Source organism: Paenibacillus sp. 1A_MP2 (genome assembly GCF_052244825.1).
Taxonomy (GTDB): domain Bacteria; phylum Bacillota; class Bacilli; order Paenibacillales; family Paenibacillaceae; genus Paenibacillus; species Paenibacillus vandeheii.
This window is the reverse complement of record NZ_JBQQCS010000001.1, coordinates 2913390-2936020: the sequence shown is the minus strand read 5'-3', so window position 1 is coordinate 2936020 and position 22631 is coordinate 2913390. Positions and strand designations below refer to the sequence as shown.

Here is a 22631-nt window from a genome sequence, read left to right as displayed (position 1 = left end):
ATGTTAGCACTTTAACGCCAAAAAATCAATTGTTTTTTGTTCCTTTTTGTCACATACTAACTTTTAATAAGCTTAAGTGTAAATAAAAACCGCTTCGCTAATTGCGAAACGGTTTGTGTACGGTCTTATGGATTAAGCTTCTACAACTTCAACAGTTTCCATTTTGTCGCGACCTTCGAAAGCGTCTACGAACTCCATACCCTTGGTTACTTTACCAAATACAGTATGTTGTCCATCCAAATGTGGTTGCGGTTGGTAGCAGATGTAGAACTGGCTTCCGCCTGTGTTACGGCCTGCATGTGCCATAGCCAATGTTCCGCGCTCATGTTTGTTCGGGTTGATTTCACAGTTGATTGTGTAACCTGGACCGCCTGCACCGCTACCGTTAGGGCAGCCGCCTTGAGCTACAAAGCCCGGAATAACACGGTGGAATACAAGACCGTTGTAGAAACCGGAGTTAGCCAGTTTCTCAAAGTTTGCCACTGTGTTTGGAGCTTCTTGATCGAACAGATCGATTACAACTTCTCCGCCGTTTGCCATTTTGATTTTCGCTTGTTTCGCCATATGTAAATGACTCCTTTCGTATTGACCATCGTTAATGGTGCCAGAACGCATGACCCTGGGCCAAGCTTTATAGCACTTTTCTTAGTGTACACCGAAATTCGATTGATCGCAAAATAATCAGCAAGATTTTTTCGAAATCCTGGCCTAAAGATTGCAAAAGAAGACAAAAAAGGATTGTCCTTTTTTGTCTTCTTCATATAATGCTCCACTATTTACACTTCAATTAACGGATAACTGGCTGTTTGGCAATGCGCTCAGGTACCAGATCATTCTGAATGATGTCCTGATACGTCTCACGGCGTACGACAACATCCCCTTGACCATCTTTGACAAACACCACTGCCGGACGACGGATCCGGTTATAGTTGCTGGCCATGGAATAGTTGTACGCGCCTGTGCAAGCTACTGCGAGCAAATCTCCGCTTTGCACTTTAGGCAGGTCCAGATCCCAGATCAACATATCGCCGCTCTCACAGCATTTACCTGCAACAGATACGGTCTCCTGGGCAGCTTCATTTGCACGGTTAGCCAATACAGCTTCATATTTGGACTCATACAGTGCTGGACGTGGATTATCGGTCATCCCACCATCCACTGCCACGTATTTACGAACCCCCGGAATATCTTTGCTCGTTCCAACGGTGTAAAGCGTTGTTCCAGCTTCACCCACGATACTGCGGCCTGGTTCAACCCAGATCTCAGGCACAGCATAGCCGATTTGGGCAAAATGATTTTTCACTGCATCCGTGATGGCTTTTACGTACTGTGAAACTTCAAGTGGCGTATCTCCATCGATATAACGGATACCGAAGCCACCGCCCAGGTTAACCACTTTGAAAGCAACGTTAAGACGCTCATACACATCTGCTGCAAACTCAGCAACGCGCTGAACAGCCATTTGGAAGCCTTCAACCTCAAAAATTTGAGATCCGATGTGTGAATGCACTCCGAGCAATACCAGATTAGACTGCTTGGAAGCCAATTCAATAGCTTCAAATGCCGTTCCGTTTCCGATATCGAATCCAAATTTGGAATCCGTTTGTCCTGTCGAGATATATTCATGCGTATGCGCTTCAACACCAGGCGTCACACGCAGCAAGATGTTCACCTTGCGATTTTTGTCTGCGGCTACAGCTTGCAGCAAGTGCAGTTCATTGAAGTTATCCACAACGAAGCAGCCAATCTCTGCATCAAGCGCCATTTCGATCTCTTCCAGCGTTTTGTTGTTACCGTGGAAGTGAATGCGCTCAGCCGGGAAGCCAGCTTGCAATGCCGTAAACAATTCCCCATCGGATACAACATCCAGGGAAAGTCCTTCTTCCGCAGCAAGAGCACACATAGCCATTACGCAGAATGCTTTACTTGCATAAGCCACCTGGAAGCCCAGGCCTGAAGCTCGGAATGCTTCCATGTACTCTCTGCAGCGCTCGCGAACCAATTGCTCGTCCACAACATACAGAGGAGTTCCAAATTGTTCTTTCAGGTCAGTTGCATCGACTCCGCCAATTTCCAGATGCCCCTGTGCATTTATTTTACTTGTACCATGTAAATACATATTCTGCATTCCTCACTTTTTTATATACTGGAACAGCTGTTATTCCAATGATTTTACACCAGTATATCAAATTAGAAAATGAGAAGAATGGATTTTTCGGCTGATCATTTGTGTTTTTTACTTTTTTCCAGTTTCCCGTCTGGATCATTGTCCATTTTGGTATTGTCACGCGTTTTATTGATTGAAGGACGTTTTTTATTCTCCAACAGCGGTAAACGGAACAAAAAGTTACCCAAAGCCTTTGCATTAAACGGTATGAACGGCCAGAGATACGAAGAGTTGTACGAGCGATGCAAGGTGAGAGCTACGATTATAAACGTCGTCCCGGCAACGAATCCAGGAACCTTGAACATCGCCACAGCCACCAACAAGAACAACCTGACCAACCGGTTTGCCAAACCAAGCTCATAACTGGGGGTTGCAAACATGCCGATCGCGGCGATAGCCATATACAGTACAACTTCATTCACAAAATAACCCGTTTTCACAGCGATATCCCCGACCAAAATGGCCGCAATCAAACCCATGGCCGAAGCGAGTGGCGTAGGGGTATGTACTGCTGCCATCCGTAATAAATCCACCCCGAATTCAATAAGCAGGAACTGCAAAATCAGCGGCAATTTTGCATTCTCGTGAGGACCGATGAACTCCATTCCTGTTGGTTTGATGGCAGGGTCAATAACCATTAACAACCATAACGGCAGCAGGAAAAGCGAAATCAGAATACCTCCAAATCGTACCCAGCGCAGATATGTTCCCATAAACGCTGTCTGTCTGTTCTCTTCCGCATGCTCGCATAAGTCAAAAAAAGTCGTCGGCAGAATCATCACACTGGGTGATGTATCTACAAAAATAACAACCCGTCCGTCCATCAGATGGGAAGCCGTCACATCCGGTCGTTCCGAATAGCGAACCAACGGATACGGGTGCCATCCCTTGTTAATAATCGCCTCTTCAAGCTGCTTATCGGCAGCGGGGATGCCGTCGATATTCACACGTTTGATCTTTTCACGAACGGAATCCACTTGAACCTTGTCCACGATATCGTCAATATATACAACACAGACATCCGTTTGAGATCTCCGCCCAACCTGCATAATTTCAAATTTTAATCCAGGGTCCCGTATTCTTCGACGCACTAACGCCACGTTGGTCAGAAGTGTCTCCGTGAACCCGTCTCTTGAACCACGCACCACTCTCTCCAGCGAAGGTTCCTCTGGTGAACGTACTGGATAGCTGCGCGTATCCATAATGATGACGGAACGATCCCCTTCAACAAACATGGCACTCATGCCTGTGAGGACCTTGTTGATGACGGCACTCATTTTCTCCACTCGCTCAACTTGAATATGAGGAATGTAACATTCGAAATACGACTTTAACGCATGTCCGGACACTTGCTCCGGTGTAAGATAGGTTAACCTTTTTAATACCTCGAGCAAAATCTCATCTTTCGCAAATCCAGTCAGCAGCAACAATCCAACGCGTTTGCCGCCCAAGACCATTTCCCTCATATTCACATCAAAGGACTCTCCAAGTCCCAACACTTGCTGAAGCGTGTATTTGTTATCACTCATGCGAGGGGAGATATCGTCGTTTTCCTGCCAATATTTCACCGATTCCTCAATACTGTCAGACATTTCATTTTGCTTCTTCTTTTCGTGAGCCTTCTTTTCTTCTTCCTCCTGAATCTGATAATTAGATTTAGGCATCTTCTCTTCGGATGCTACTTCGTTGGAGTCCTGTCCGTCTTTGCCCGATCGTACGTCCATTTCCCATCCTCCTTTGGCCTAACGTTCTAACGCTGGTATACAAAAAAGTCAAACAGGGAGCCTGTCATCTTCCCCAAAATCATGGCAAGCAGCAATCCAAACAAATAAGATTTCATGCCCAGTCGTTTCGCCAGTACAGGAAGTACATTAAGCACTTCCGTGAGTGCCGCAGCAAGCAGACCAATGAACACACCGCAAAATAGTCCGATGATCGGGCTGAGCAGCAGTACGCCATGTACTTTCCAGTGCCAAAAATCCGCAACGGTACCGAGCAGCGAACCTCCGATCAAGGCCCCTTCATACCAATGGGTTTTATCGTAAGTACGCGTAAGCTGCGCCAATCTGGGGATCATATCGAGCACGAGAATCAGCGCAATTACACCACTTCCTACGGCGATTCCCCCCGCAATTCCCAGCACAATGCTGATTGCTCCGTTAAGAACGCTCATCCGCATTCATCTCCCTGCGTTCCTCTTCATGCATACGTTCGGTTTCTTCAATCACTACATACTTGTCTACATTTTGCTGATATAGGAACATTTCTACTTCCAAAGGGGTAGGTTCTTCATTCCACTTTTTCTTGAATAAATGATTGAAGAACACGGCCATACCAAACCCGATCCCGATGGAATACGCCACCTGAAACAGATACGGATGCTCATCCCGGCGGCCTGTAATCATCTCTACAATTCGAATCTGAACTTCCTGCATGTTGACGTCCGCATGAAAATTCATAATAGTCAATGCTGATCCAAAGAAAAGCAGCAGCCACACCAAGATAAACAAAGATTTGGAAGGCTTGCCACTTCCCACAACCACCTCAACAAGTGTGTGCCCCGATCCTATTAATTCAACGGTGACATCTGGCAAGACCCGACGGATCTGAGGAATGATCTGCAATATATCAATGAGGATTAGATTGCCGTCCTCCGGTCCGGGGCGCAGCAATTCGAGCTCAAGCAGCCTTCTTTCCTGTTCTTCGGGAGAGGTGAGCAAGTGAGCGACATCTCCAAGCTTGACGCTTCGGCCCCTCTGGATGCGAATACGGCTGCGCAAACGAACATAGACCGTTGGAGTGGGTGTCAGTGACATCCGAAACACTCCTTTACTGCGTAATTTAGGTTAGTATTTGAAGAATGTGCAAATTTATTACATTCTGTTGGAAAAAGGTTGTGTGGGCCCTGCGGGCGCTTCGGGATGGATCGGCCACGGTCGCTGTTATCCCCGGATTTCTTGAATCTCCTTTACCAAGGAGGAAATCCGGTGCTAAAGGCGAACGCTTCGCTCCTTTGTCCCATTCCATCCCTCCGCTGCACGGGTCCCTTTTTTTCCAAAGGTCTGCAATAAACTTTCAGGGGTGAGGTATGAGGAAAAACACGCGGGCACTCCAGCAGCAGACCAACCTTCCGATCGCTGTTGTCTCCAAATTTTCTTGATTGATTTCTACTAGTGTATAAATTCGGAGACAAAGGCGAACGCTTCGCTTCTTCAGGTTTATTCTGCTGCTTACGTTGCTAGTGTATTAGAAACCACCTCGGGGCTTCGCTCCTTTGTCCGATTCCATCCCTCCGCTGCACGGGTTCCCCTTTTTCCAAAGGTCTGCAATAAATATGCTGGGGAGTGGTAGTAGGAGATTTTATAACCTGGGAATTAAGGCTATATTTTTTTGTTAGAATCCTTTTTTCAGATTAAAAAAAGCCGCTAATATAGCGACTTATTGAGAAGAGAAAATCTTATGGATAGACTGGTAAGAAACTTGGGGATCGGGCTTTTTTTGTTCAATGTCTAATCCCCTCCTTATTCCTCAACTCCAATTCCCTTCTGAACTTTAACGGGGTGATTTGCATGCTTTTGCGAAATTGGTTGATAAAATAACTCGTGCTATTAAAACCGACTTCATAAGCAATCTGAGTAATGCTATAGTCTGGGATTTGTAACAGCTCCACGCTCTTTCGGATGCGATAATCGATAACATATTGCATGGGTGTCGTCTTCAACATTTGCTTGAAATAACGGCATGTCTCCGAACGGCTTAACTGACCCGCCCTTGCTATATCCTCCAATTTGATGGAATCAGCAAAGTGCATGTGAACCCATTCGACCATGTCCTTCATTCGCCTGCTTTTGATGATTTCTGATGGATCATATTCCAGCGCATAGCCACTCGTAATCAGATGTTTCCACATCGTCAAGAGGTGTGAAGCTACATTTATTTCGTACAATGGAGGCTGCTCATCCAGATTCTTTTTAATATCACGGATGGCGTCTAGGATTTGAGCTCCCCAAGGTAGTTCCCCTTTGATCAGAAGATAAGGTAAATTCGTGGCTGAGATGTAAGGATGAACATACTGCACATATAACTCAGAAGGGACGACAAAATAGGGAGACAGGTTCAAACAGAGATAAATACAATTATCGTTCTTACGGTTGTCTTCTGCCATATGCATGGAACCACTGTTGATAAACACCCCGTCACCTTGCGGCACAACGATCTTTTGATCATTCACATGGAAAAGAGCTTCTCCCTGAATAACCAATATAAACTGCAATTCATCATGCCAGTGCAAAGGGATATGACCGTGAACATTGCGTACAATTGTGGTTTTATAACACGCCACAGGCAGTGTAACCGTACGATGCTCCGTCAGCTCCCTCCCGTTTTGATCAATCCTGAATTCTGTCTTAAGCATATTCTCTCATCTCAATATATTTATATTTATCTGTGCGATATTGATATTATTATAGCCTATTTCATCTTAAGATATCACTATTCTTATATTAAGGTGAGGGCAGTATCCATGAAAATACCTATTCAAAGATCTAGAAAAACAGGCATCTTCTTCGTTCTTACAGGAGCGATATGCTGGGGCATTGGCGGAACAGTTTCTCAAAAGCTGTTTCAACAATACGGAATCGAAGTCAACTGGTTTGTAACGGTACGACTGCTGATTGCCGGCATACTGCTTCTCGGTGTGCAATCCTTAACACCACGGCGCTCGCAAATTTTTGATATGTGGAAAAGCAGAAAAACAGCCTTGCAGCTAATCATTTTCGGTTTATTCGGGATGCTGGCTGTTCAGTATACGTACATGGCGTCCATTCAACATGGTAACTCCGCAGTAGCCACACTCCTTCAATATTTGTCACCTGTCATGATCATGATCTATATGATCTGGCGAAGACAGGCTGCTCTGACCAGAAAGGATGTTACGGCGGCGATTCTGGCACTAAGCGGGTGCTTTCTTCTGCTGACCAATGGTTCTCTCTCCCAATTGTCTGTGGCGTTACCCGCAGTATTGTGGGACTTTTATCCGGAGTTGCTGCTGCCTTCTATACCCTCTATGCTGTGAAACTGATTGAAAAGTTTGATTCACTGGTTGTGGTAGGCTGGGCAATGATTATCGGAGGGACTGCACTGAGTCTCATCCACCCACCGTGGAAAATGAACTTTGTCAGCTTGCGTATGGAAACCTACGGATACTTGGCATTTACCATTATTTTTGGAACGATGATTGCATTCTGGTTCTATATCGAAAGTTTAAAAAGCCTAACAGCGAAAGAAACAAGTCTAATGGGAAGCGCTGAACCTCTTGCTGCCGTTGGCACGACAGTGATCTGGTTGCATGAACCTTTTGGTTTATTTCAATGGCTGGGGACTGCATGTATCATTGGATTGATCGTACTGTTGCAGTCAAATCGCTCCAAACCCAAACCCATCCAGGTCAACGACAAATAACCTTCTTCGCGTATAAATGTGCGATAGAAGGTTGTTAGTTGTCGTATATTGCTGGTTTAACACCAATATTGTTGTCTGCAATCCAAAATCACTGTGCGATCTGGTCGCGGATGGATTGAAGTATTTTTTCTCCAGCCGTGACACCTGCACCTGGGATATGCCCAGCCTGCTGGCGACCTCGGACTGGGTCTGATCCCGATAATACCGGAGGTATACAATCAGCCGTTCCCGTTCACTGAGACCGCCAATCGCTTCGTTTAGCGCCAGTTTGTCAAACCATCGTTCCTGAGACTCGTCGGCAATCTGGTCCATCAATGTAATCGGATCGCCGTCATTCTCAAACACTGTCTCATGAATGGATGTCGGCGGTTTGTTGGCTTCCTGGGCAAATACCACTTCCTCCGGAGTTACCCCCAGTTCTGCGGCTACTTCCTTAATCGTTGGCAGACGATCGAGGTGTTTGGACAGTTCGTCCCTTTTTTTACGGACTTTATTCGCCATTTCCTTGAGTGAACGACTGACTTTAAGCGTACCGTCATCCCGCAGGAAACGCTGAATTTCTCCGATAATCATCGGGACAGCATAGGTGGAAAATTTCACATCATAACTGAGATCGAATTTATCCACCGATTTGAGCAGCCCGATACAACCAATCTGGAATAGATCTTCCGGCTCATATCCCCTGTTCATAAAACGTTGTACGACGGACCAGACGAGTCTGATGTTGCAGTTCACCAGCGTATCCCGCGCGACATTGTCACCCGACTGACTGAGCGCAATCAGCCGTTTGACCTCGGCATCGTCCAAATAGGTCTGTGAAGACTGTTTCACTTCAGCATCCATAAGAACACCAACCCCTAATTATACAATGCTTTCTTGGATTCGATCCTCTTCTTCATCTTGATGGAGGTGCCTCTGCCGGGCTCACTGCTGACTTCGAATTCATCCATGAAGTTTTCCATAATGGTGAAACCCATGCCCGAGCGCTCAAGTTCGGGTTTGGACGTATAGAGCGGCTGTTTGGCCAGTTCAAGATCTTCGATGCCTTCACCTCGGTCTTCCACAATAATGGTAATCATGTCATCGCGAATCTCGGCTTGAATGGACACGACACCTTCCGGATTGTTATTGTAACCGTGGATGATGCTGTTCGTTACGGCTTCCGAGATGACCGTCTTCAGATCACTGAGCTCGTCCATCGTAGGATCAAGCTGGGAGATGAAGGCAGCAACCGTCACCCGGGCGAACGATTCGTTCTCCGACTTGGCCGCGAATTGCAGATTCATGAAATTTGCCCCGTTCCTTCATTCATGAGACGACCTCCAGACCTGAGAGAGCAGTTCCCTCATTTTCGTAAATCGGCATAATCTTGAACAATCCCGACATTTCCAGCAAACGATACACCGGCGGATTAACATCACAGACAACCATCTTGCCGCCTTTATTCTTAATGAGCTTGTATCTTCCCAAAATGACACCCAGACCCGAACTGTCCATAAATTGCAGATCTTTCAGGCTGAGTACCAGATGCTCGCATTGTCTGCGCTGAATAGCTTCATCCATCTGCATCCGTATCATGTCAGCTGTATGGTGATCCAGCTCCCCGGATAATCGCACAATCAGAATCCCGCGGTGATGTTCCATTTCCACATGCAAGTTCACGTTTGCTCACTCTCCTCCCTGTCTTGAACAAAGATTTCTACGTTTCCGAAGGCTTTTCCTGCCCCCGACAAAACTAGAAGAAAACCCCTATTTAACTACAAAATATGTTCAAAGGATGTACGTACCCTGCATCAATCGCCACTTAATCGAACAACTTGGAGGTTGTGCGTTTAAACAGCTTCCACCAGCCAGCCTTGTTCACATCCTGAGGAGCCTGAATGTCGAATTCCTTAATTACCTCGTTGCCCTGGTAGACGACAAGCTTACCTACACTCTGACCTGCTTTAACCGGAGCTTTTAATTCTTTTGCCATCAGCAATTCATGACGGATCTCATCCGATTTCGCACCTTTGCGCATCAGCACACTATAATTTTGCGTTGCATTCAGCGGCAATTCGGACACTTCACCTTTTTCAATTTTCAGGCTGCCCAGCAGGTCCCCTGATTTGTACAGAGCTTTCATCGTGTATTGCCCAAAAGCATAGTCAAACATCGAGGACACTTCACTGTTCCGTGTTTTGGTATTGGGTTCTCCAAGTACAACCGCGATGGTACGCAGCCCGTCCTTCATCGCTGTAGCCGAAAGACAGAACTTGGCTTCGGATGTATATCCTGTCTTCAATCCGTCGGCACCGGAGTAGAAACGAACTAACTTGTTGGTATTTACCAGCCAAAATGGCTTCTCGCTATCTTTACGAAGGTAGTCCTGGTATGCTCCTGTATATTTCGTGATCCCAGGATGCTTCAGCAGTTCACGACTCATGACCGCAATGTCATGGGCGGAAGAATAGTGGTTCTCTACCGGTAAGCCGTTACAGTTAGAAAAATGAGTATCCTTCATGCCGAGCTCCTTCGCGCGCTCATTCATTTGCTGCACAAAGGCTTCCTCTGAGCCGGCAATTTTTTCGGCCATCGCTACAGAGGCATCATTACCGGACGCCATGGCAATGCCTTTTAACATATCATCGACCGTCATCTCTTCTCCAGGCTCCAGAAAAATCTGTGATCCACCCATGGATGCCGCATATTCACTCGTTCTCACTTTATCCGTCATCTTTAGCTTGCCCGAGTCGACCGCTTCAATGGTGAGCAGCATGGTCATAATCTTCGTAATGCTCGCCGGAGGCAGCTGATCATGACTGTTTTTTTCAAAAATAACCGTGCCCGTATCCGCATCCATCAAAATGGCGGAGCGTGCCGACGGGGCCAGATCTGCTCCTCCCGCAGCTTTCGGTTTTTCTTCAGCCAGCGCTGTTGATGCCACCAGGGGCAGCAGAATACAAAGGGTCATGAACAATGCCATTATTCGTTTCTTCACTAGGGTTACCTCCTCAAATGACTTGCTTACTGCATGTTCCATGCATGTACTGCTAATCATTGTCGGCCCGTTTGGACTAAATTATTCCATGTAAAGAATGATTTCCCGAACTTTTTATGTAATCGGTGTGAAACACAAAAAAAAGCGCCTTCACTCACTTCGTTGATGAGCAGCTTGTTACAGCAAAGAAATAAAAAAAGCAATCTGCCCCAATGATTCTCACGAGGGAAGATTGCTTCTCTATATTACAACTTACATTTGTGGAATAACAGCCAGAACAAGGGCCAAGAAAGATTCACGAACACGCTCTGTCGTCTCCATAACCTCATCATGCGATAACGGCTGGTCCAGAATGCCGGCAGCCATGTTGCTGATGCAGGAGATACCGAGCACTTCCAGGCCGGCGTGGCGTGCCACGATGACTTCGGAAACCGTCGACATCCCCACAGCATCTGCACCCAGTGTACGCAGCATCACGATCTCAGCTGGTGTCTCGTAGTTCGGACCGAGCATACCTGCGTATACACCTTCACGTACATCAAAACCTTGTGAAGCGGCCGTGTCCTTCGCCAGCGCGCGTAAACGGCGGCTATAGGCTTCGGACAGGTCCGGGAAACGCACTCCAAGCGCGGAGTCATTCGGTCCGATTAACGGATTCTTGCCTGTGAGATTCAGATGATCCGAGATCAGCATCAGGTCACCGGCTTCATATGAGGTATTCACACCACCTGCTGCGTTCGTTACGAGCAAGGAAGTCACACCCAGTTCTTTCATAACACGTACCGGGAAGGCTGTCAGTTCAGGGCCATATCCTTCGTACATGTGGAAACGACCTTTCATCATGACGACCGGACGGCCTTTAATGGTTCCAACCAGTAATTCGCCTTCATGTCCCTCGACTGTGGACACCGGAAAATGCGGAATATCCTGATAGGCGATGCTGACGCCATCTTCAATCAGTTCTGCCAAAATGCCAAGTCCTGAACCTAAAATCAAACCGACTTCCGGCTTAATGGAACTTTTGTTTTGGATGTAAGATGCCGCTTCCAAAATCATCTGTTGGTTTAATGCTGTCATAAGATGTTCCCCTTGAGTTGAAACGTTCCGTCTGTATCCGCAAATGCAACAATCGAAACATACACACTGAATTGATGCATTTGCTTATGTATAACGGCGTTTACGTGTGTTCAATTTATTTTATCCTAAATTGGACTATTGTTCCGCTTTTTTTTGCAGATTTGTAACCATATAAAAACTATTTTGCCCGCGGATGATGAGATTCATATATCTCTTTCATCGTTTTGCGACCATGATGTCCATACTGCTGCCCAGGCTGCTCCACATGACCGAGCATGTCCTGCACCGCACGTGTATCTGCCCCACTGGCAATCAGATGAGCAGCAAAGGAGTGACGCAGCGTATGCGGCGTAATTTCGCCTGAGATTCCCGCATCCACCGCTGCTTTTTTGAGCAGCTTCCAGAAGCCCTGACGGGTTAATCTTCTGCCTGACACGTTGACAAAGAGAGCCTGCTCGTCCGCCTCATTTTTGATTAACAGGTTGCGATACTCATTCACATAAACACTCGCCCATTGAGCGGCGGGCGCACCTATGGGCAAAATTCGTTCTTTGCCGGCACCTCCACAGCGGATAAAGCGCATACCTGGCTGTACATCCCGAACGTCCAGCGCAATCAGTTCGGAGACGCGAATGCCTGTTGCATACAATAGTTCCAGCATGGCCCGGTCACGAACCCCCTGCGGTGAACGAGTATCGGGGGATGCGAGCAGCAATTCGATCTCTTGGATGGTTAACACCTGTGGTGGTGTCTTGTCTGCTTTTGGAGCCTCCACATCAAACGTGGGGTCCTGTAATATCTCACCACGCCGCATCAAAAAATGAAAATAGGAGCGCAGGGATACGACACTGCGAGCAATGGTAGCATTCGCACGACCTGCCTGTTTCAGCTGACCTATAAACAGGATCACATGCGTCCGTCGCACCTGCTCCGCTTCCCGGATACCGTATTCTTTATCCGCAAATTCGATGAACTTGTCCACGTCCCGAAGATACGATTCCAGCGTGCTGCTCGACATCCCTTTATCCTCTTCCAAGTATAAGGCATAGGCGTGTATCGTCTGCTTCATGCACAACGCTCCTCATCTGACAGGACTGCCACACGGGCAACCTGCTTCCGTATTTGCATCCCTGGCTGTCCAGCTACTCTCCGTACCAATAGAATAAACGGAGACGCTCTGCCATCGTAGGACGTCCTTCCCGTTACTAGGCCAAACCGTTTCCTGAAATACTTTAACCGCATTTCCTGTTGGCATCTGATATTGGTCCACAGGTGAGATCCAGCCGTTGAACAAATCCAAGACATGATAGAACAGATAAACTAATGCAGCAAAAAATACGATAAATCGAATAAAACGGAGCCCTCTCCGCAGCGATATAATCATGGGTTGTACCCCCTCCTGGTTCGAACTGATTCGTCTAGAATCAGGGTATGTCCGCAAACACAGGAATATGACATTCAGGGTAAACCTTACATCACACGCTGGACCAAAAAAGCTCTCCCGTCAAAACCGCCGGTGAGAGCTTGAAGATATGCTATGTTATTCTTCATCTTTGGGCTTCTGGTCATTTTTAGCTTTGCAACGGTAACAAATCCCATGGAAATCCAGTCGGTGATCTACTACCGAAAAGTTAAACTCCCGCTCCAGTCGCTCTTCAAGCGGTCCAAGCCAGTCTTCACGTATTTCATCCATACTTCCGCATTGAACACAGATTAAGTGATGATGGTGATGCTTGGATGTATCTCCGCGTAGATCATAACGCGCTACACCGTCGCCGAAGTTGATTTTCTCTACAACATGCAGCTCACTCAGCAGTTCGAGGGTACGGTACACGGTTGCCAGACCGATTTCGGGAGCCTTTTCTTTCACGAGCATGAATACGTCTTCTGCGCTCAGATGATCTTCTTCATTCTCAAGAAGTACTCTTACGGTGGCTTCCCGCTGGGGCGTTAATTTATATCCTTGGGACTGTAGTTGCTGCTTAATTTTATCGATCCGTGCTTCCATTTTCTCCCTCCCCCTAGGAAATCACTGCACACTGCAACTTAACCCACTTCTTTCATTATAGGGGGAGTACATAATTAAAGTCAACATTTTACACGTTCACAGCGCAAGCTAAGCAGGTAGTAACATCGGCGTGACCCAACGCATCATCGCAGGTGTGACCCATGTTTCAAATGACGCAACCCCTAACAGCAGCGCTGCCATAACGAGAGTCAACACCATGTAAGAAGCAAAAGGTTTCTGACGGCCTGGCGTCCGCTGCATCAGAACACGGTTCCGAATAATATATAAGGAAAAGGTCATGGCCGACACACTGCAAATCAGCAGTACCGGAATCACAAATAAATTATGAGGTGCAACGGAAACCAGAGCAAACAATAACCCTTTCCAGGAATACTGTCCGACAAGGTAACCCACTGTAAATCCAATAAGCACACCTTTCAGAAAGTCCAAAACCAGTATGCCCGGCAGGCCGATGACCGATAAACCCAGAATGAAGATCAGACCTACCCATTTTAGATGAAGCATGGCAATGTCCCAATAGGTCCCGGTTTCAACGACTTGTCCGCTATGCTGTACCGTCATAAAAAAATTGCCCAGATATCCTTCAAGATCCTGGCGTTGTTCAAGGGACAGGGCGTTGACCATCAGGGCGCCAAAAATGACACCCACCAGAAACAAAACAGCCACGAATACATATAACGAGGTTTGGCCTTTGAATGTGAAGTAGGCAGAGCGCATACAGGTGCGAGTCCCCTTTCCGGTTATCATGCTGCAAGGATTTCGAATGTAATCCTCATAGTCATTCTTATGAACCGGAATGCACACGTATGACTCTTGTCCAAGATTCATCTTCCTTCTTCAAGACCAATGTCGTTTCAACACCCCATTTGCTAAATCACTTTATGAGCCTACTACAAATTTCTCTACTCTGATCTTTCCTTGTTAGACACCTTTCCGTACGTGCCTCCGCCTCCGGATGACAATTCCAGTTGACCATTCCGTGCCGCCACGATGAGGCCTGCGAGAACAGGTCCAACGACCTCTGCAAGTTCAACCTCACTTGTACGATGCAATACGTTCATTTCCGTACCAAAGCGGTCCAGCAGCTGGCGCAGCTTGGCTTTCCCCAAACCTGGAATGAATTCCAACGGCACCTGATAGTGATAAGCAGGCCGGTTTGCTGGAACATGCGGACTCTCCCGATCAGCGATGGCCAATATGCGATCAAGTACACCCTGCACTAGCTTCACACTGCCACAGTGTGGACAGCGTTCAGCCGACATCGCTTGCTCATCCATAATGCTTCCACAGGCTGCACAATAGGTACGATGATATTTGCCAAGTCTCGGATCCAAGCCATAGTTGGCCGTAATGTTTCTGCCTTCCTGTCCCTTGAGTGCCATGTTGAATTCGTCAAAGGAAGGCTTTGCGAGTTGCAACTCGTTATACTCTCGTCCAATCTTGCCCAGAGAATGAGCATCCGAGTTGGTCAGAAAAGGAACTTGATCCAGCTCCCGAATGTAGCTGGCCATGGATGAATCGGAGCTGAGTCCAAGCTCGACGGCATCGATCAGGCTTGGGTCCAGCACATCAGCCATACGAGGGGCTGTGCTGCCATATATGCCTTTATGCGGAGTAAAAGCATGCGCTGGCACAACAAGACCACCCCGCGCTTTAATCTCGGCTTGCATCTCAAGCGCAGGGACATACACCCGCTGAGAGCTCAGGTTCACATTTTTCATATAACGTTTCATCCAGTCCGTGAAGGACTTCATCGTTTTCAGATCACGGAAGTAGGCCAGCATATGAAACTCCCGCATCCCCGGTTCACGCAGCTCCAATTCCGTACCCAGCAGGATGGTTGTATCCTGATAAGCAATGCCCCCTCCCTCAAGTTCGGACATCGTGCCATTCTCCAGCAGCTGTTCGATGTCCATTTGCACAACCGGAGAGTGGCAATCAATGACACCGAGTAAATGAATTCCTTTGCGATCCGAGGCTTCCCTGGCAATGTTCTCAAATGTCAGATCCCGGCTGCCGCTGATTTTGACAGCTTCACCACGTGAGGTTCGGCCAATGTGAATGTGGAGGTCTGCATAACAGGGATCCCAACCCGCAGACGCTGCCCGTTGCTCATTCATCGTTAAAACCGTCCTGTCGTTCTGTAAAGATCCCAGGCATACACAGCCATCATCGTTTTGGCATCACTAATCCGATTCTGATCCATCAACTCGTATGCCTCTTCAATCGTAATCTCGGACACTTCGAGAAATTCATCTTCGTCCAAAGCCATGTCTCCTGCTTCCAGCTCTTCGGCGATGTACAAATGGATGATCTCATCCGCAAATCCGGGTGACGTATAAAATGAACGCAGGTGCCGCAGTGATTTGGCTACATAACCAGTCTCTTCACGCAATTCGCGTGCTGCTGCCACTTCAGGTTCTTCTCCCGGGTCCAGCTTGCCTGCCGGAATTTCCACTTCGGTACGTCCCATGGCTTGACGATACTGATCTACCACCAACATGCGATCGCCATTCAGGGCGAGCACTGCGACTGCTCCAGGATGACGGATAATCTCACGGGTAGCGGTTTGGCCGTTGGGCAGCTTCACGGTGTCAACCTGTAGCGAAATGACTTTACCCTTGAAAATGGGCTCTGTGGATATCGTCTCTTCATCAAGTTTTGGATTGGCCAGGTGCTTAGGATTGGTTGAGTTCATCTGATCTTCAACTCCACTTCTTCAAATTTTGGTTCTCTTTATACGTATAAACCTCTGTTTTTTGGCATATGGTGAGCTTATAGCCATTTCAAGCCAATATAACGAATCAGGGGACAACCAATGAACAGTTATTTAACACCGCAATCCGTACACGTGGTCGGACAAGCCAGACAAGTCCAGCTCATCCTCAAACAATGGGTTCGTGAGTCGGGTCCCGAAGCCAAATTAATCGATATGCTCGCTGGACGCAAATGATTCTGTTCAGGGTCTGTCGTACCCATGAAATATAACATGGTTTTGCCAAAAAGTCCGAACTCGGTTTGTACCGGATTCGGACTTTTTGGTTGAAGGACGGGGAGTTTAAGCCCCGTCTCCTTGAATTACTTATTACTTGCAGCCGTTTCCTGAATAATAGCCACAACCACTTGGGCCAGCTTCACAATATCCTCGGCGCGGATGCGTTCTTTCGTCGTATGGATATCTTCATAGCCTACAGCCAGGTTGACCGTAGGTATATTGAACCCATTGAAGATGTTGGCATCACTGCCGCCTCCGGATGCAAACGTGCTGGTCTCCAGCCCCAGGCTTCGAATAGCACGCTGTGCAAGCTGAACAACCTCGTGTTCATCATGGAAGCCAAATGCAGGATACAGAATCTCACTTCGGAATTCAGCGGTTGCACCATATTTGCGGCATGTCGTTTCCAGAGCTTCACGCATCTGAGCTACTTGCAGTTCTACCTTCTCCTGCACAATACTGCGTGCCTCAGCCTCGATCTGCACAAAATCACAGACAACGTTCAGTGCTGAACCGCCCTGGAATTTGCCAATGTTCGCCGTAGTCTCATCATCAATCCGTCCCAGCTTCATCGCCGCAATTGCTTTGGCGGCCACTTGAATGGCACTGATGCCGTCTTCCGGATTCACGCCCGCATGAGCGGATTTCCCATAGATGTTCATTTGAATTTCCGCTCTGGCTGGAGCAGCCACACAAATTGTACCCACAGCTCCGTTGGAATCCAGGGCATAACCGAACTCGGCTTCAATATCCTTCGGATTCATTGCACGTGCACCAACCAGACCCGATTCTTCACCGACAGTAATTACGAATTGAATTTTCCCGTGAGGGATGTTGTTCTCTTGAATGGCTCGAATCGCTTCAAATAAAGCGGCAATTCCCGCCTTGTCATCTGCACCCAGAATGGTCGTGCCATCACTGCGAATCCAGCCGTCTTCACCCAGCTCAGGTTTAATTCCCTGTCCAGGAGTTACGGTATCCATATGACAGGTGAAAAAGATGGGCGCTGCTTCTTCCGCACCCTCGGCTTCCCAGGTAATCACGAGATTACCCGCGCCATGTCCGGTTTTCTCCATCGTGTCGTCCTCATATACGCTGAGGCCAAGCTGGGTAAATTGTTCTTTTAACACTTTGGATATATTCTGTTCATGGGTTGTCTCACTATCAATCTGCACCAGTTCCATAAACTGATCAATAACGCGCTGCTGTTTTATCATAGGACTTTCCTACCTTTCGTCAATACGTTACAATACAATTACTATGGTCTGTTTATTCATTTGTTGAAAGGAGTTCTCTCATCATGCAAAAAAAGAAATGGTTCCGCATCATTATCTATCTCATGCTGCTCGCCATGATTGGGTCCACCCTTTTCATTGCGCTCGAACCTTTATTGTTCGGATAGAAACCTGAAGCCTTTTGACTGTCTGACTTACAGACGGAGAAGGGCTTCTTTTTCTGTGATCGAGGTAATCTCATACGGGAAAATCCGGTTAAAGTATGGAACGATATCCTGCGCAACCTGTTCCACAGTGTAGGTTTTGCCTGTAATATCCTCGAGCGAGGTCACACCATACTGCTCAATGCCGCAAGGAATAATTCCCTGGAAACCTGCGTGCTGAATGCCGGAGGTGATATTAAAAGCAAATCCGTGACTCGTTACGAAGCCACGCCGATGTTTACACCGATTGAACTTCACGCCGATGGCGGCAATTTTCAGATCTCCGATCCATACACCCGTGTAACCCTCTTTGCGTCCCGCTTCAATACCCTGATCAGCCAGATAATCAATAATCATCTGTTCCAGACAGCGTAAATAGCCATGTAAATCCAAAGCTTCATCCCGTCCAAGAACAAGCAGCGGGTAACCTACCAATTGGCCAGGGCCATGATAAGTAATATCACCGCCGCGGTCAATTTGAAACAAGGAGATGCCTTGCTCCCGCAGTTCATCTTCACTGAGAAGCAGGTGCTCCGGGTGATTCTGTGAACCGATCGTATACGTCGGTGGATGCTGGAGCAACAGCATCTGTTCCGCTCCTTCTCCCTCATCCAGTTGCTGCACAATCGCTTTCTGGCGGTTCCAAGCCTCTTCATAATCAAGCATCGGTATGTATACAACATCCAGCGGCTTGCTCATGATTTCTCCACACCCTTCTGTTTCAATGTTCATTGCCTGATGAGCATTATTGAAGAAAACGGGAAAAGTGCACGGCCTTTGGCACATACACTTTCCCAATATCCATCTATTCAGCGCCGGGGCATCATTAGTAAGTCATTGAAATGATGCATACGCTCTCTCTTAATACACTTTCGATTCCATCGTGTATCCCTCAAGATTCTCTTTTACACGTTGCAGGAAACGTCCGCTGATGACCCCATCCAAAATACGATGATCCAGGGAAAGACAAAGGTTCGCCATGGAACGGACAGCAATCATGTCATTGATGACCACAGGTTTCTTCACGATGGACTCAAATGTAAGAATCGCCGCCTGCGGGTAGTTAATAATAGGTTGCGACAGAATCGAACCAAATGATCCCGTATTATTCACCGTGAACGTACCGCCCTGCATATGGTCCAGCTTCAAAGTACCTTCACGTGTTTTACGTGCCAGCTCATCCACTTCCCGGGCCAAACCTGCAATATTGCGCTGATCCGCGTGTTTGATTACAGGTGTCAGTACAGAATCTTCTGTACCGACTGCCATGGACAGGTTGATATCCCGTTTCACAATAATTTTGTCGACAGCCCAAACGGAGTTCATGATTGGATAGTCTTTAATGGCGTTGACGACGCCCTTCATCATGAAGGACAGATACGTCAGGTTAATGCCTTCCTTACGCTTAAACTCATCTTTGAGTTTGTTGCGCAGCATTACCAGATTGGTCACGTCCACTTCAATCATCGTCCATGCGTGCGGAATTTCCGATACGCTTTGACGCATATTACGTGCAATAGCATTGCGAACAGGGGTAACGTCGATGAAATATTCGGATCTTCCCTGTCCGCCACCCTCGACTTCGATTTGCGGGATTTTCGGACTTTCAGTCAGATGTATGCCGGAATGTCTTACAGGGACGCCTGCATCAGCTGCAGGGATAGACTCCGCCGGAGATGTGCCGGTTTCTCCGACGCTCCGGTTCAGGCCGCTGAATGGTGAAGAAGAAGGCGCTCCTGAAGGTGCATGCTGTCCTGAAACAGCAGACTCTGCAGGCACAGCACTTGTGTTACCTCCTTGTGCAACGTAAGCCAGCACATCCTTACGGGTAATCCGACCACCTGCTCCAGAACCCTGAATATTCTGCAAGTTCAAGCCATGTTCGGCTGCGAGTGTCTGCACCGCAGGGGAATACCGGTTACGCATTGGCTGATTGGGATCATGAACTGCCGTACTCGCTGCACCTGCCGCAGGTGTGTAACTCGCACGTTGTTGTACATGGCCTTGGGCCTCATTATGTTGCTGCGTGGTTGGTGTTACCTGCTCCGAGGCTTCCTCATCGGAAGCAGCAACCTGCATACGGCAGATCGCTTCTCCAACAGCAATGGTCGTGCCTTCTTCGACCAACAGGTCACCCATAATTCCATCCACGGTTGACGGAATTTCTGCGTTGACTTTATCCGTAATGACTTCACAGATTGGCTCGTATTGTTCAACCCGGTCACCCGGTTTTTTCAACCATTTGGCAATGGTAGCCGAGACCAGCGATTCCGCCAGCTGCGGCATAATGACCTCGATCCATTTCATACTCATTGGTTTTATCACTCCAAACTTTGCTTTTAAACGATCTCACTACACGAATTAATACTCGGCAAGCGTACGCATCGCTTCCTTGGCTTTATCCTTGCTCAGCATATAAAATTTCTCCAATGTTGGGCTAATCGGCATTGCCGGTACATCCGGTCCGCAGAGACGCTGAATCGGCGCATCCAGTTCGAACAGGCATTCTTCACTAATGATAGCTGCCACTTCAGCTCCTACACCACCTGTTTTATTATCTTCGTGCACAATCAACACTTTGCCTGTCAGACGAGCGGATGCAATGATGGCTTCGCGATCAAGCGGCTGTAATGTGCGCAGATCCAGAACGTGAGCAGTAATGCCTTCTTCACGCTCCAGCTCCTCGGCAGCCTGCATGACAAAATGAAGTGGCTGGCTGTAACCGATAACTGTAATATCTGCTCCTTCACGAAGCACGTTGGCTTTACCAATCGGAACGATGTAATCATCCTCAGGCACATCTTCCTTGATCAGCTTGTAGCATTTTTTGTTCTCAAAAAAGAGTACCGGATCCGGGTCGCGAATAGCTGCCTTGAGCAGTCCCTTCGCATCGTATGCCGAGTAAGGAGCTATAATTTTCAGACCCGGTGTGCCAAAGAAGATCGATTCCGGACATTGGGAATGATACAACCCACCGAAAATACCGCCGCCAATCGGCGCACGAATAACGATCGGACAACTCCAGTCATTGTTGGAGCGATAGCGGATTTTGGCCGCTTCACTAATAATCTGATTCGTTGCAGGCAGCATGAAATCCGAATATTGCATTTCAGCAATAGGTTTCATGCCATACATCGCAGCACCAATGGCTACACCTGCAATGGCTGATTCGGACAAAGGTGTGTCCATGACACGCATTTCACCAAACTGATCCTGTAACCCTTTGGTTGTAGTGAAAACGCCGCCTTTGACCCCTACATCCTCACCAAGGATAAAGACATTTTCATCCCGCTCCATCTCTTCTTTCATCGCGAGACGGATTGCATCAATATATTCCATAACCGCCATGCTTACCGTCCCCCTTCTTCGCTGTCCGCATAAACGTGCGTCAGAGTGTCCTCAGGTTTTGGATATGGCGCGTTGTCTGCATATTCAGTCGCTTCTTTCATTTCCAACGCAAGCTGGGAAGCCAGATCCGCATCCCGGGCTTCGTCCCAGATGCCGCAGTCGATCAGATAGTTCTTCATGCGAAGGACGCCGTCCTTCTTCCAGTTCTCTTCAACCTCTTCCTTCGTCCGGTAAGCCAGATCATTGTCGGAAGTGGAATGCGGAGACAAACGATACATCATCGCTTCAATAAGCGTAGGTCCTTCACCAGCGATTGCGCGTCGGCGAGCTTCTTTGACTGCACCGTATACTTCCAGCGCATCGTTTCCGTCTACACGAAGTCCGGGGAACCCGTAGCCAAGTGCACGATCCGATATTTTACCACTAAGCTGCTTGTGGATCGGAACCGAGATGGCATACTGATTGTTCTCACACATAATAATCACAGGAAGTTTATGAACCCCTGCGAAATTGGCACCTTCGTGGAAATCGCCCTGGTTGCTTGACCCTTCGCCAAACGTTACAAAAGAAACGAATTCTTTCTTCTTCATTTTGGCAGCAAGTGCAAACCCTACAGCGTGCGGAACCTGTGTGGTAACCGGGCTGGAGCCCGTAACAATCCGCAGCTTTTTGTGCCCAAAGTGACCCGGCATTTGCCGTCCGCCACTATTCGGATCTTCCGCCTTTGCAAAAGCAGACAGCATCAGCTCACGTGGAGTCATGCCCACTGCCAGTACAAAGCCATAATCCCGGTAATATGGTAAATAATAATCGTGATCCCGGTCAAGACCGAAGGCAGCCCCTACTTGCGCAGCTTCCTGTCCTACACCGGACACGTGAAAGTTAATTTTGCCGGCCCGTTGCAAGAGCAAGCAGCGCTCGTCAAACTTACGTGCGAGCAGCATGTATTTGTACATATCCAATACTTCACCATCGCTAAGTCCCAGCTGTTCATGCCGATGGACCGCGTCTGCAGTACCTTGTGAACTCATATGAGGTACCTCCTTTTAATCAGAGCCTGTGCCCGTCTTACTACCCGATCTTATAACCTGGTACTAAGACTTGGCTTAACCTTATTATAATCCCATTTGCCCAAAA

At 47.7% G+C, this 22631-nt stretch carries 23 protein-coding genes and 2 pseudogenes; 3 read left to right on the top strand and 22 right to left on the bottom strand.

Annotated features, from left to right (window positions below):
* Window positions 1–132: 132 nt before the first annotated feature.
* The 6 genes from ACTWJ7_RS14355 to ACTWJ7_RS14330 form a co-directional block, all read right to left on the bottom strand.
* Window positions 133–564 carry a peptidylprolyl isomerase gene (locus tag ACTWJ7_RS14355; RefSeq protein WP_024630947.1) on the bottom strand — a complete coding sequence of 144 codons (432 nt, stop codon included), beginning with the start codon at window positions 562–564 and terminating at the stop codon, window positions 133–135.
* A gap of 223 nt (window positions 565–787) precedes the next feature.
* Entirely contained in the window at window positions 788–2119 is a 1332-nt protein-coding gene (lysA, locus tag ACTWJ7_RS14350; RefSeq protein WP_079349449.1) for a diaminopimelate decarboxylase, read from the bottom strand.
* A gap of 104 nt (window positions 2120–2223) precedes the next feature.
* Window positions 2224–3831 (bottom strand): spore germination protein, encoded by a 1608-nt coding sequence (locus ACTWJ7_RS14345; protein WP_443146375.1) that lies wholly within the window; start codon window positions 3829–3831, stop codon window positions 2224–2226.
* A gap of 86 nt (window positions 3832–3917) precedes the next feature.
* The gene (locus tag ACTWJ7_RS14340; protein ID WP_024630950.1) at window positions 3918–4340 is read right to left on the bottom strand and encodes a stage V sporulation protein AB; all 423 of its coding nucleotides are present in this window, start codon (window positions 4338–4340) and stop codon (window positions 3918–3920) included.
* Window positions 4327–4983 (bottom strand): stage V sporulation protein AA, encoded by a 657-nt coding sequence (locus tag ACTWJ7_RS14335; protein WP_079349451.1) that lies wholly within the window; start codon window positions 4981–4983, stop codon window positions 4327–4329. The genes ACTWJ7_RS14340 and ACTWJ7_RS14335 overlap by 14 nt, the downstream gene beginning before the upstream one ends.
* 686 nt (window positions 4984–5669) lie before the next feature.
* Window positions 5670–6581: an AraC family transcriptional regulator gene (locus tag ACTWJ7_RS14330; protein ID WP_301877666.1), complete on the bottom strand. Its 912-nt coding sequence runs from the start codon at window positions 6579–6581 to the stop codon at window positions 5670–5672.
* 108 nt (window positions 6582–6689) lie between these two features.
* Here ACTWJ7_RS14330 and ACTWJ7_RS14325 point away from each other — a divergent pair.
* A pseudogene (locus tag ACTWJ7_RS14325) lies at window positions 6690–7627 on the top strand (DMT family transporter).
* 88 nt (window positions 7628–7715) lie between these two features.
* Here the strand turns inward: ACTWJ7_RS14325 and sigF are convergent.
* The 11 genes and pseudogenes from sigF to ACTWJ7_RS14270 form a co-directional block, all read right to left on the bottom strand.
* Window positions 7716–8470 (bottom strand): annotated as a pseudogene (gene sigF, locus ACTWJ7_RS14320) (RNA polymerase sporulation sigma factor SigF).
* A gap of 14 nt (window positions 8471–8484) precedes the next feature.
* Window positions 8485–8913, bottom strand: a complete 429-nt coding sequence (gene spoIIAB, locus ACTWJ7_RS14315; RefSeq protein ID WP_443145555.1) for an anti-sigma F factor — start codon at window positions 8911–8913, stop codon at window positions 8485–8487.
* A 22-nt stretch (window positions 8914–8935) separates the two neighbouring features.
* Window positions 8936–9289, bottom strand: coding sequence for an anti-sigma F factor antagonist (spoIIAA, locus tag ACTWJ7_RS14310; RefSeq protein ID WP_301877669.1), 354 nt, complete (start codon window positions 9287–9289; stop codon window positions 8936–8938).
* 142 nt (window positions 9290–9431) lie between these two features.
* A complete protein-coding gene (locus ACTWJ7_RS14305; RefSeq protein ID WP_443146374.1) occupies window positions 9432–10580 on the bottom strand; it encodes a D-alanyl-D-alanine carboxypeptidase family protein in 1149 nt (382 codons plus the stop codon).
* A 279-nt stretch (window positions 10581–10859) separates the two neighbouring features.
* Window positions 10860–11684 carry a purine-nucleoside phosphorylase gene (locus ACTWJ7_RS14300; protein WP_301877671.1) on the bottom strand — a complete coding sequence of 275 codons (825 nt, stop codon included), beginning with the start codon at window positions 11682–11684 and terminating at the stop codon, window positions 10860–10862.
* 178 nt (window positions 11685–11862) lie between these two features.
* Window positions 11863–12753: a tyrosine recombinase gene (locus ACTWJ7_RS14295; protein WP_079349456.1), complete on the bottom strand. Its 891-nt coding sequence runs from the start codon at window positions 12751–12753 to the stop codon at window positions 11863–11865.
* A 12-nt stretch (window positions 12754–12765) separates the two neighbouring features.
* The gene (locus ACTWJ7_RS14290; RefSeq protein ID WP_443145554.1) at window positions 12766–13068 is read right to left on the bottom strand and encodes a DUF4227 family protein; all 303 of its coding nucleotides are present in this window, start codon (window positions 13066–13068) and stop codon (window positions 12766–12768) included.
* A 156-nt stretch (window positions 13069–13224) separates the two neighbouring features.
* Window positions 13225–13692 carry a ferric iron uptake transcriptional regulator gene (gene fur / locus ACTWJ7_RS14285; RefSeq protein ID WP_024630961.1) on the bottom strand — a complete coding sequence of 156 codons (468 nt, stop codon included), beginning with the start codon at window positions 13690–13692 and terminating at the stop codon, window positions 13225–13227.
* A gap of 108 nt (window positions 13693–13800) precedes the next feature.
* Window positions 13801–14430: a stage II sporulation protein M gene (spoIIM, locus tag ACTWJ7_RS14280; protein ID WP_053784440.1), complete on the bottom strand. Its 630-nt coding sequence runs from the start codon at window positions 14428–14430 to the stop codon at window positions 13801–13803.
* Window positions 14431–14615: 185 nt separating this feature from the next.
* Window positions 14616–15833 (bottom strand): endonuclease Q family protein, encoded by a 1218-nt coding sequence (locus ACTWJ7_RS14275; RefSeq protein ID WP_301877672.1) that lies wholly within the window; start codon window positions 15831–15833, stop codon window positions 14616–14618.
* A 2-nt stretch (window positions 15834–15835) separates the two neighbouring features.
* Entirely contained in the window at window positions 15836–16411 is a 576-nt protein-coding gene (locus tag ACTWJ7_RS14270) for an NUDIX domain-containing protein (RefSeq protein WP_024630964.1), read from the bottom strand.
* A 120-nt stretch (window positions 16412–16531) separates the two neighbouring features.
* On the opposite strand from ACTWJ7_RS14270, the gene ACTWJ7_RS14265 reads away from it, so the two are divergent.
* On the top strand, window positions 16532–16666 hold the full coding sequence (locus ACTWJ7_RS14265) for a Z-ring formation inhibitor MciZ (RefSeq protein ID WP_443145553.1): 135 nt from the start codon (window positions 16532–16534) through the stop codon (window positions 16664–16666).
* Window positions 16667–16791: 125 nt separating this feature from the next.
* On the opposite strand, the gene ACTWJ7_RS14260 is transcribed toward ACTWJ7_RS14265, so the two are convergent.
* Entirely contained in the window at window positions 16792–17925 is a 1134-nt protein-coding gene (locus ACTWJ7_RS14260; RefSeq protein ID WP_301877673.1) for a M20/M25/M40 family metallo-hydrolase, read from the bottom strand.
* An 83-nt stretch (window positions 17926–18008) separates the two neighbouring features.
* On the opposite strand from ACTWJ7_RS14260, the gene prli42 reads away from it, so the two are divergent.
* A complete protein-coding gene (gene prli42, locus ACTWJ7_RS14255) occupies window positions 18009–18110 on the top strand; it encodes a stressosome-associated protein Prli42 (protein ID WP_090810668.1) in 102 nt (33 codons plus the stop codon).
* Window positions 18111–18137: 27 nt separating this feature from the next.
* On the opposite strand, the gene lipB is transcribed toward prli42, so the two are convergent.
* The 4 genes from lipB to ACTWJ7_RS14235 all read right to left on the bottom strand — a co-directional run bounded on the left by lipB (window position 18138) and on the right by ACTWJ7_RS14235 (window position 22525).
* Complete coding sequence (lipB, locus tag ACTWJ7_RS14250; RefSeq protein WP_301877675.1) at window positions 18138–18845, bottom strand: lipoyl(octanoyl) transferase LipB; 708 nt, start codon at window positions 18843–18845, stop codon at window positions 18138–18140.
* A 162-nt stretch (window positions 18846–19007) separates the two neighbouring features.
* Window positions 19008–20459: a dihydrolipoamide acetyltransferase family protein gene (locus ACTWJ7_RS14245; RefSeq protein ID WP_301877676.1), complete on the bottom strand. Its 1452-nt coding sequence runs from the start codon at window positions 20457–20459 to the stop codon at window positions 19008–19010.
* A 48-nt stretch (window positions 20460–20507) separates the two neighbouring features.
* On the bottom strand, window positions 20508–21494 hold the full coding sequence (locus ACTWJ7_RS14240) for an alpha-ketoacid dehydrogenase subunit beta (protein ID WP_024630968.1): 987 nt from the start codon (window positions 21492–21494) through the stop codon (window positions 20508–20510).
* Between the two features lie 2 nt (window positions 21495–21496).
* Window positions 21497–22525 carry a thiamine pyrophosphate-dependent dehydrogenase E1 component subunit alpha gene (locus ACTWJ7_RS14235; RefSeq protein WP_024630969.1) on the bottom strand — a complete coding sequence of 343 codons (1029 nt, stop codon included), beginning with the start codon at window positions 22523–22525 and terminating at the stop codon, window positions 21497–21499.
* Between the last annotated feature and the right edge of the window lie 106 nt (window positions 22526–22631).

Coding starts and splice junctions, on each gene's coding strand:
- ACTWJ7_RS14355 (WP_024630947.1), bottom strand. CDS start 564: ATGGCGAAACAAGCGAAAATCAAAATGGCAAACGGCGGAGAAGTTGTA.
- lysA (WP_079349449.1), bottom strand. CDS start 2,119: ATGTATTTACATGGTACAAGTAAAATAAATGCACAGGGGCATCTGGAA.
- ACTWJ7_RS14345 (WP_443146375.1), bottom strand. CDS start 3,831: ATGCCTAAATCTAATTATCAGATTCAGGAGGAAGAAGAAAAGAAGGCT.
- ACTWJ7_RS14340 (WP_024630950.1), bottom strand. CDS start 4,340: ATGAGCGTTCTTAACGGAGCAATCAGCATTGTGCTGGGAATTGCGGGG.
- ACTWJ7_RS14335 (WP_079349451.1), bottom strand. CDS start 4,983: ATGTCACTGACACCCACTCCAACGGTCTATGTTCGTTTGCGCAGCCGT.
- ACTWJ7_RS14330 (WP_301877666.1), bottom strand. CDS start 6,581: ATGCTTAAGACAGAATTCAGGATTGATCAAAACGGGAGGGAGCTGACG.
- spoIIAB (WP_443145555.1), bottom strand. CDS start 8,913: ATGAATCTGCAATTCGCGGCCAAGTCGGAGAACGAATCGTTCGCCCGG.
- ACTWJ7_RS14305 (WP_443146374.1), bottom strand. CDS start 10,580: ATGACCCTTTGTATTCTGCTGCCCCTGGTGGCATCAACAGCGCTGGCT.
- ACTWJ7_RS14300 (WP_301877671.1), bottom strand. CDS start 11,684: ATGACAGCATTAAACCAACAGATGATTTTGGAAGCGGCATCTTACATC.
- ACTWJ7_RS14295 (WP_079349456.1), bottom strand. CDS start 12,753: ATGAAGCAGACGATACACGCCTATGCCTTATACTTGGAAGAGGATAAA.
- ACTWJ7_RS14290 (WP_443145554.1), bottom strand. CDS start 13,068: ATGATTATATCGCTGCGGAGAGGGCTCCGTTTTATTCGATTTATCGTA.
- fur (WP_024630961.1), bottom strand. CDS start 13,692: ATGGAAGCACGGATCGATAAAATTAAGCAGCAACTACAGTCCCAAGGA.
- spoIIM (WP_053784440.1), bottom strand. CDS start 14,430: ATGCGCTCTGCCTACTTCACATTCAAAGGCCAAACCTCGTTATATGTA.
- ACTWJ7_RS14275 (WP_301877672.1), bottom strand. CDS start 15,833: ATGAATGAGCAACGGGCAGCGTCTGCGGGTTGGGATCCCTGTTATGCA.
- ACTWJ7_RS14270 (WP_024630964.1), bottom strand. CDS start 16,411: ATGAACTCAACCAATCCTAAGCACCTGGCCAATCCAAAACTTGATGAA.
- ACTWJ7_RS14265 (WP_443145553.1), top strand. CDS start 16,532: ATGAACAGTTATTTAACACCGCAATCCGTACACGTGGTCGGACAAGCC.
- ACTWJ7_RS14260 (WP_301877673.1), bottom strand. CDS start 17,925: ATGATAAAACAGCAGCGCGTTATTGATCAGTTTATGGAACTGGTGCAG.
- prli42 (WP_090810668.1), top strand. CDS start 18,009: ATGCAAAAAAAGAAATGGTTCCGCATCATTATCTATCTCATGCTGCTC.
- lipB (WP_301877675.1), bottom strand. CDS start 18,845: ATGAGCAAGCCGCTGGATGTTGTATACATACCGATGCTTGATTATGAA.
- ACTWJ7_RS14245 (WP_301877676.1), bottom strand. CDS start 20,459: ATGAGTATGAAATGGATCGAGGTCATTATGCCGCAGCTGGCGGAATCG.
- ACTWJ7_RS14240 (WP_024630968.1), bottom strand. CDS start 21,494: ATGGCGGTTATGGAATATATTGATGCAATCCGTCTCGCGATGAAAGAA.
- ACTWJ7_RS14235 (WP_024630969.1), bottom strand. CDS start 22,525: ATGAGTTCACAAGGTACTGCAGACGCGGTCCATCGGCATGAACAGCTG.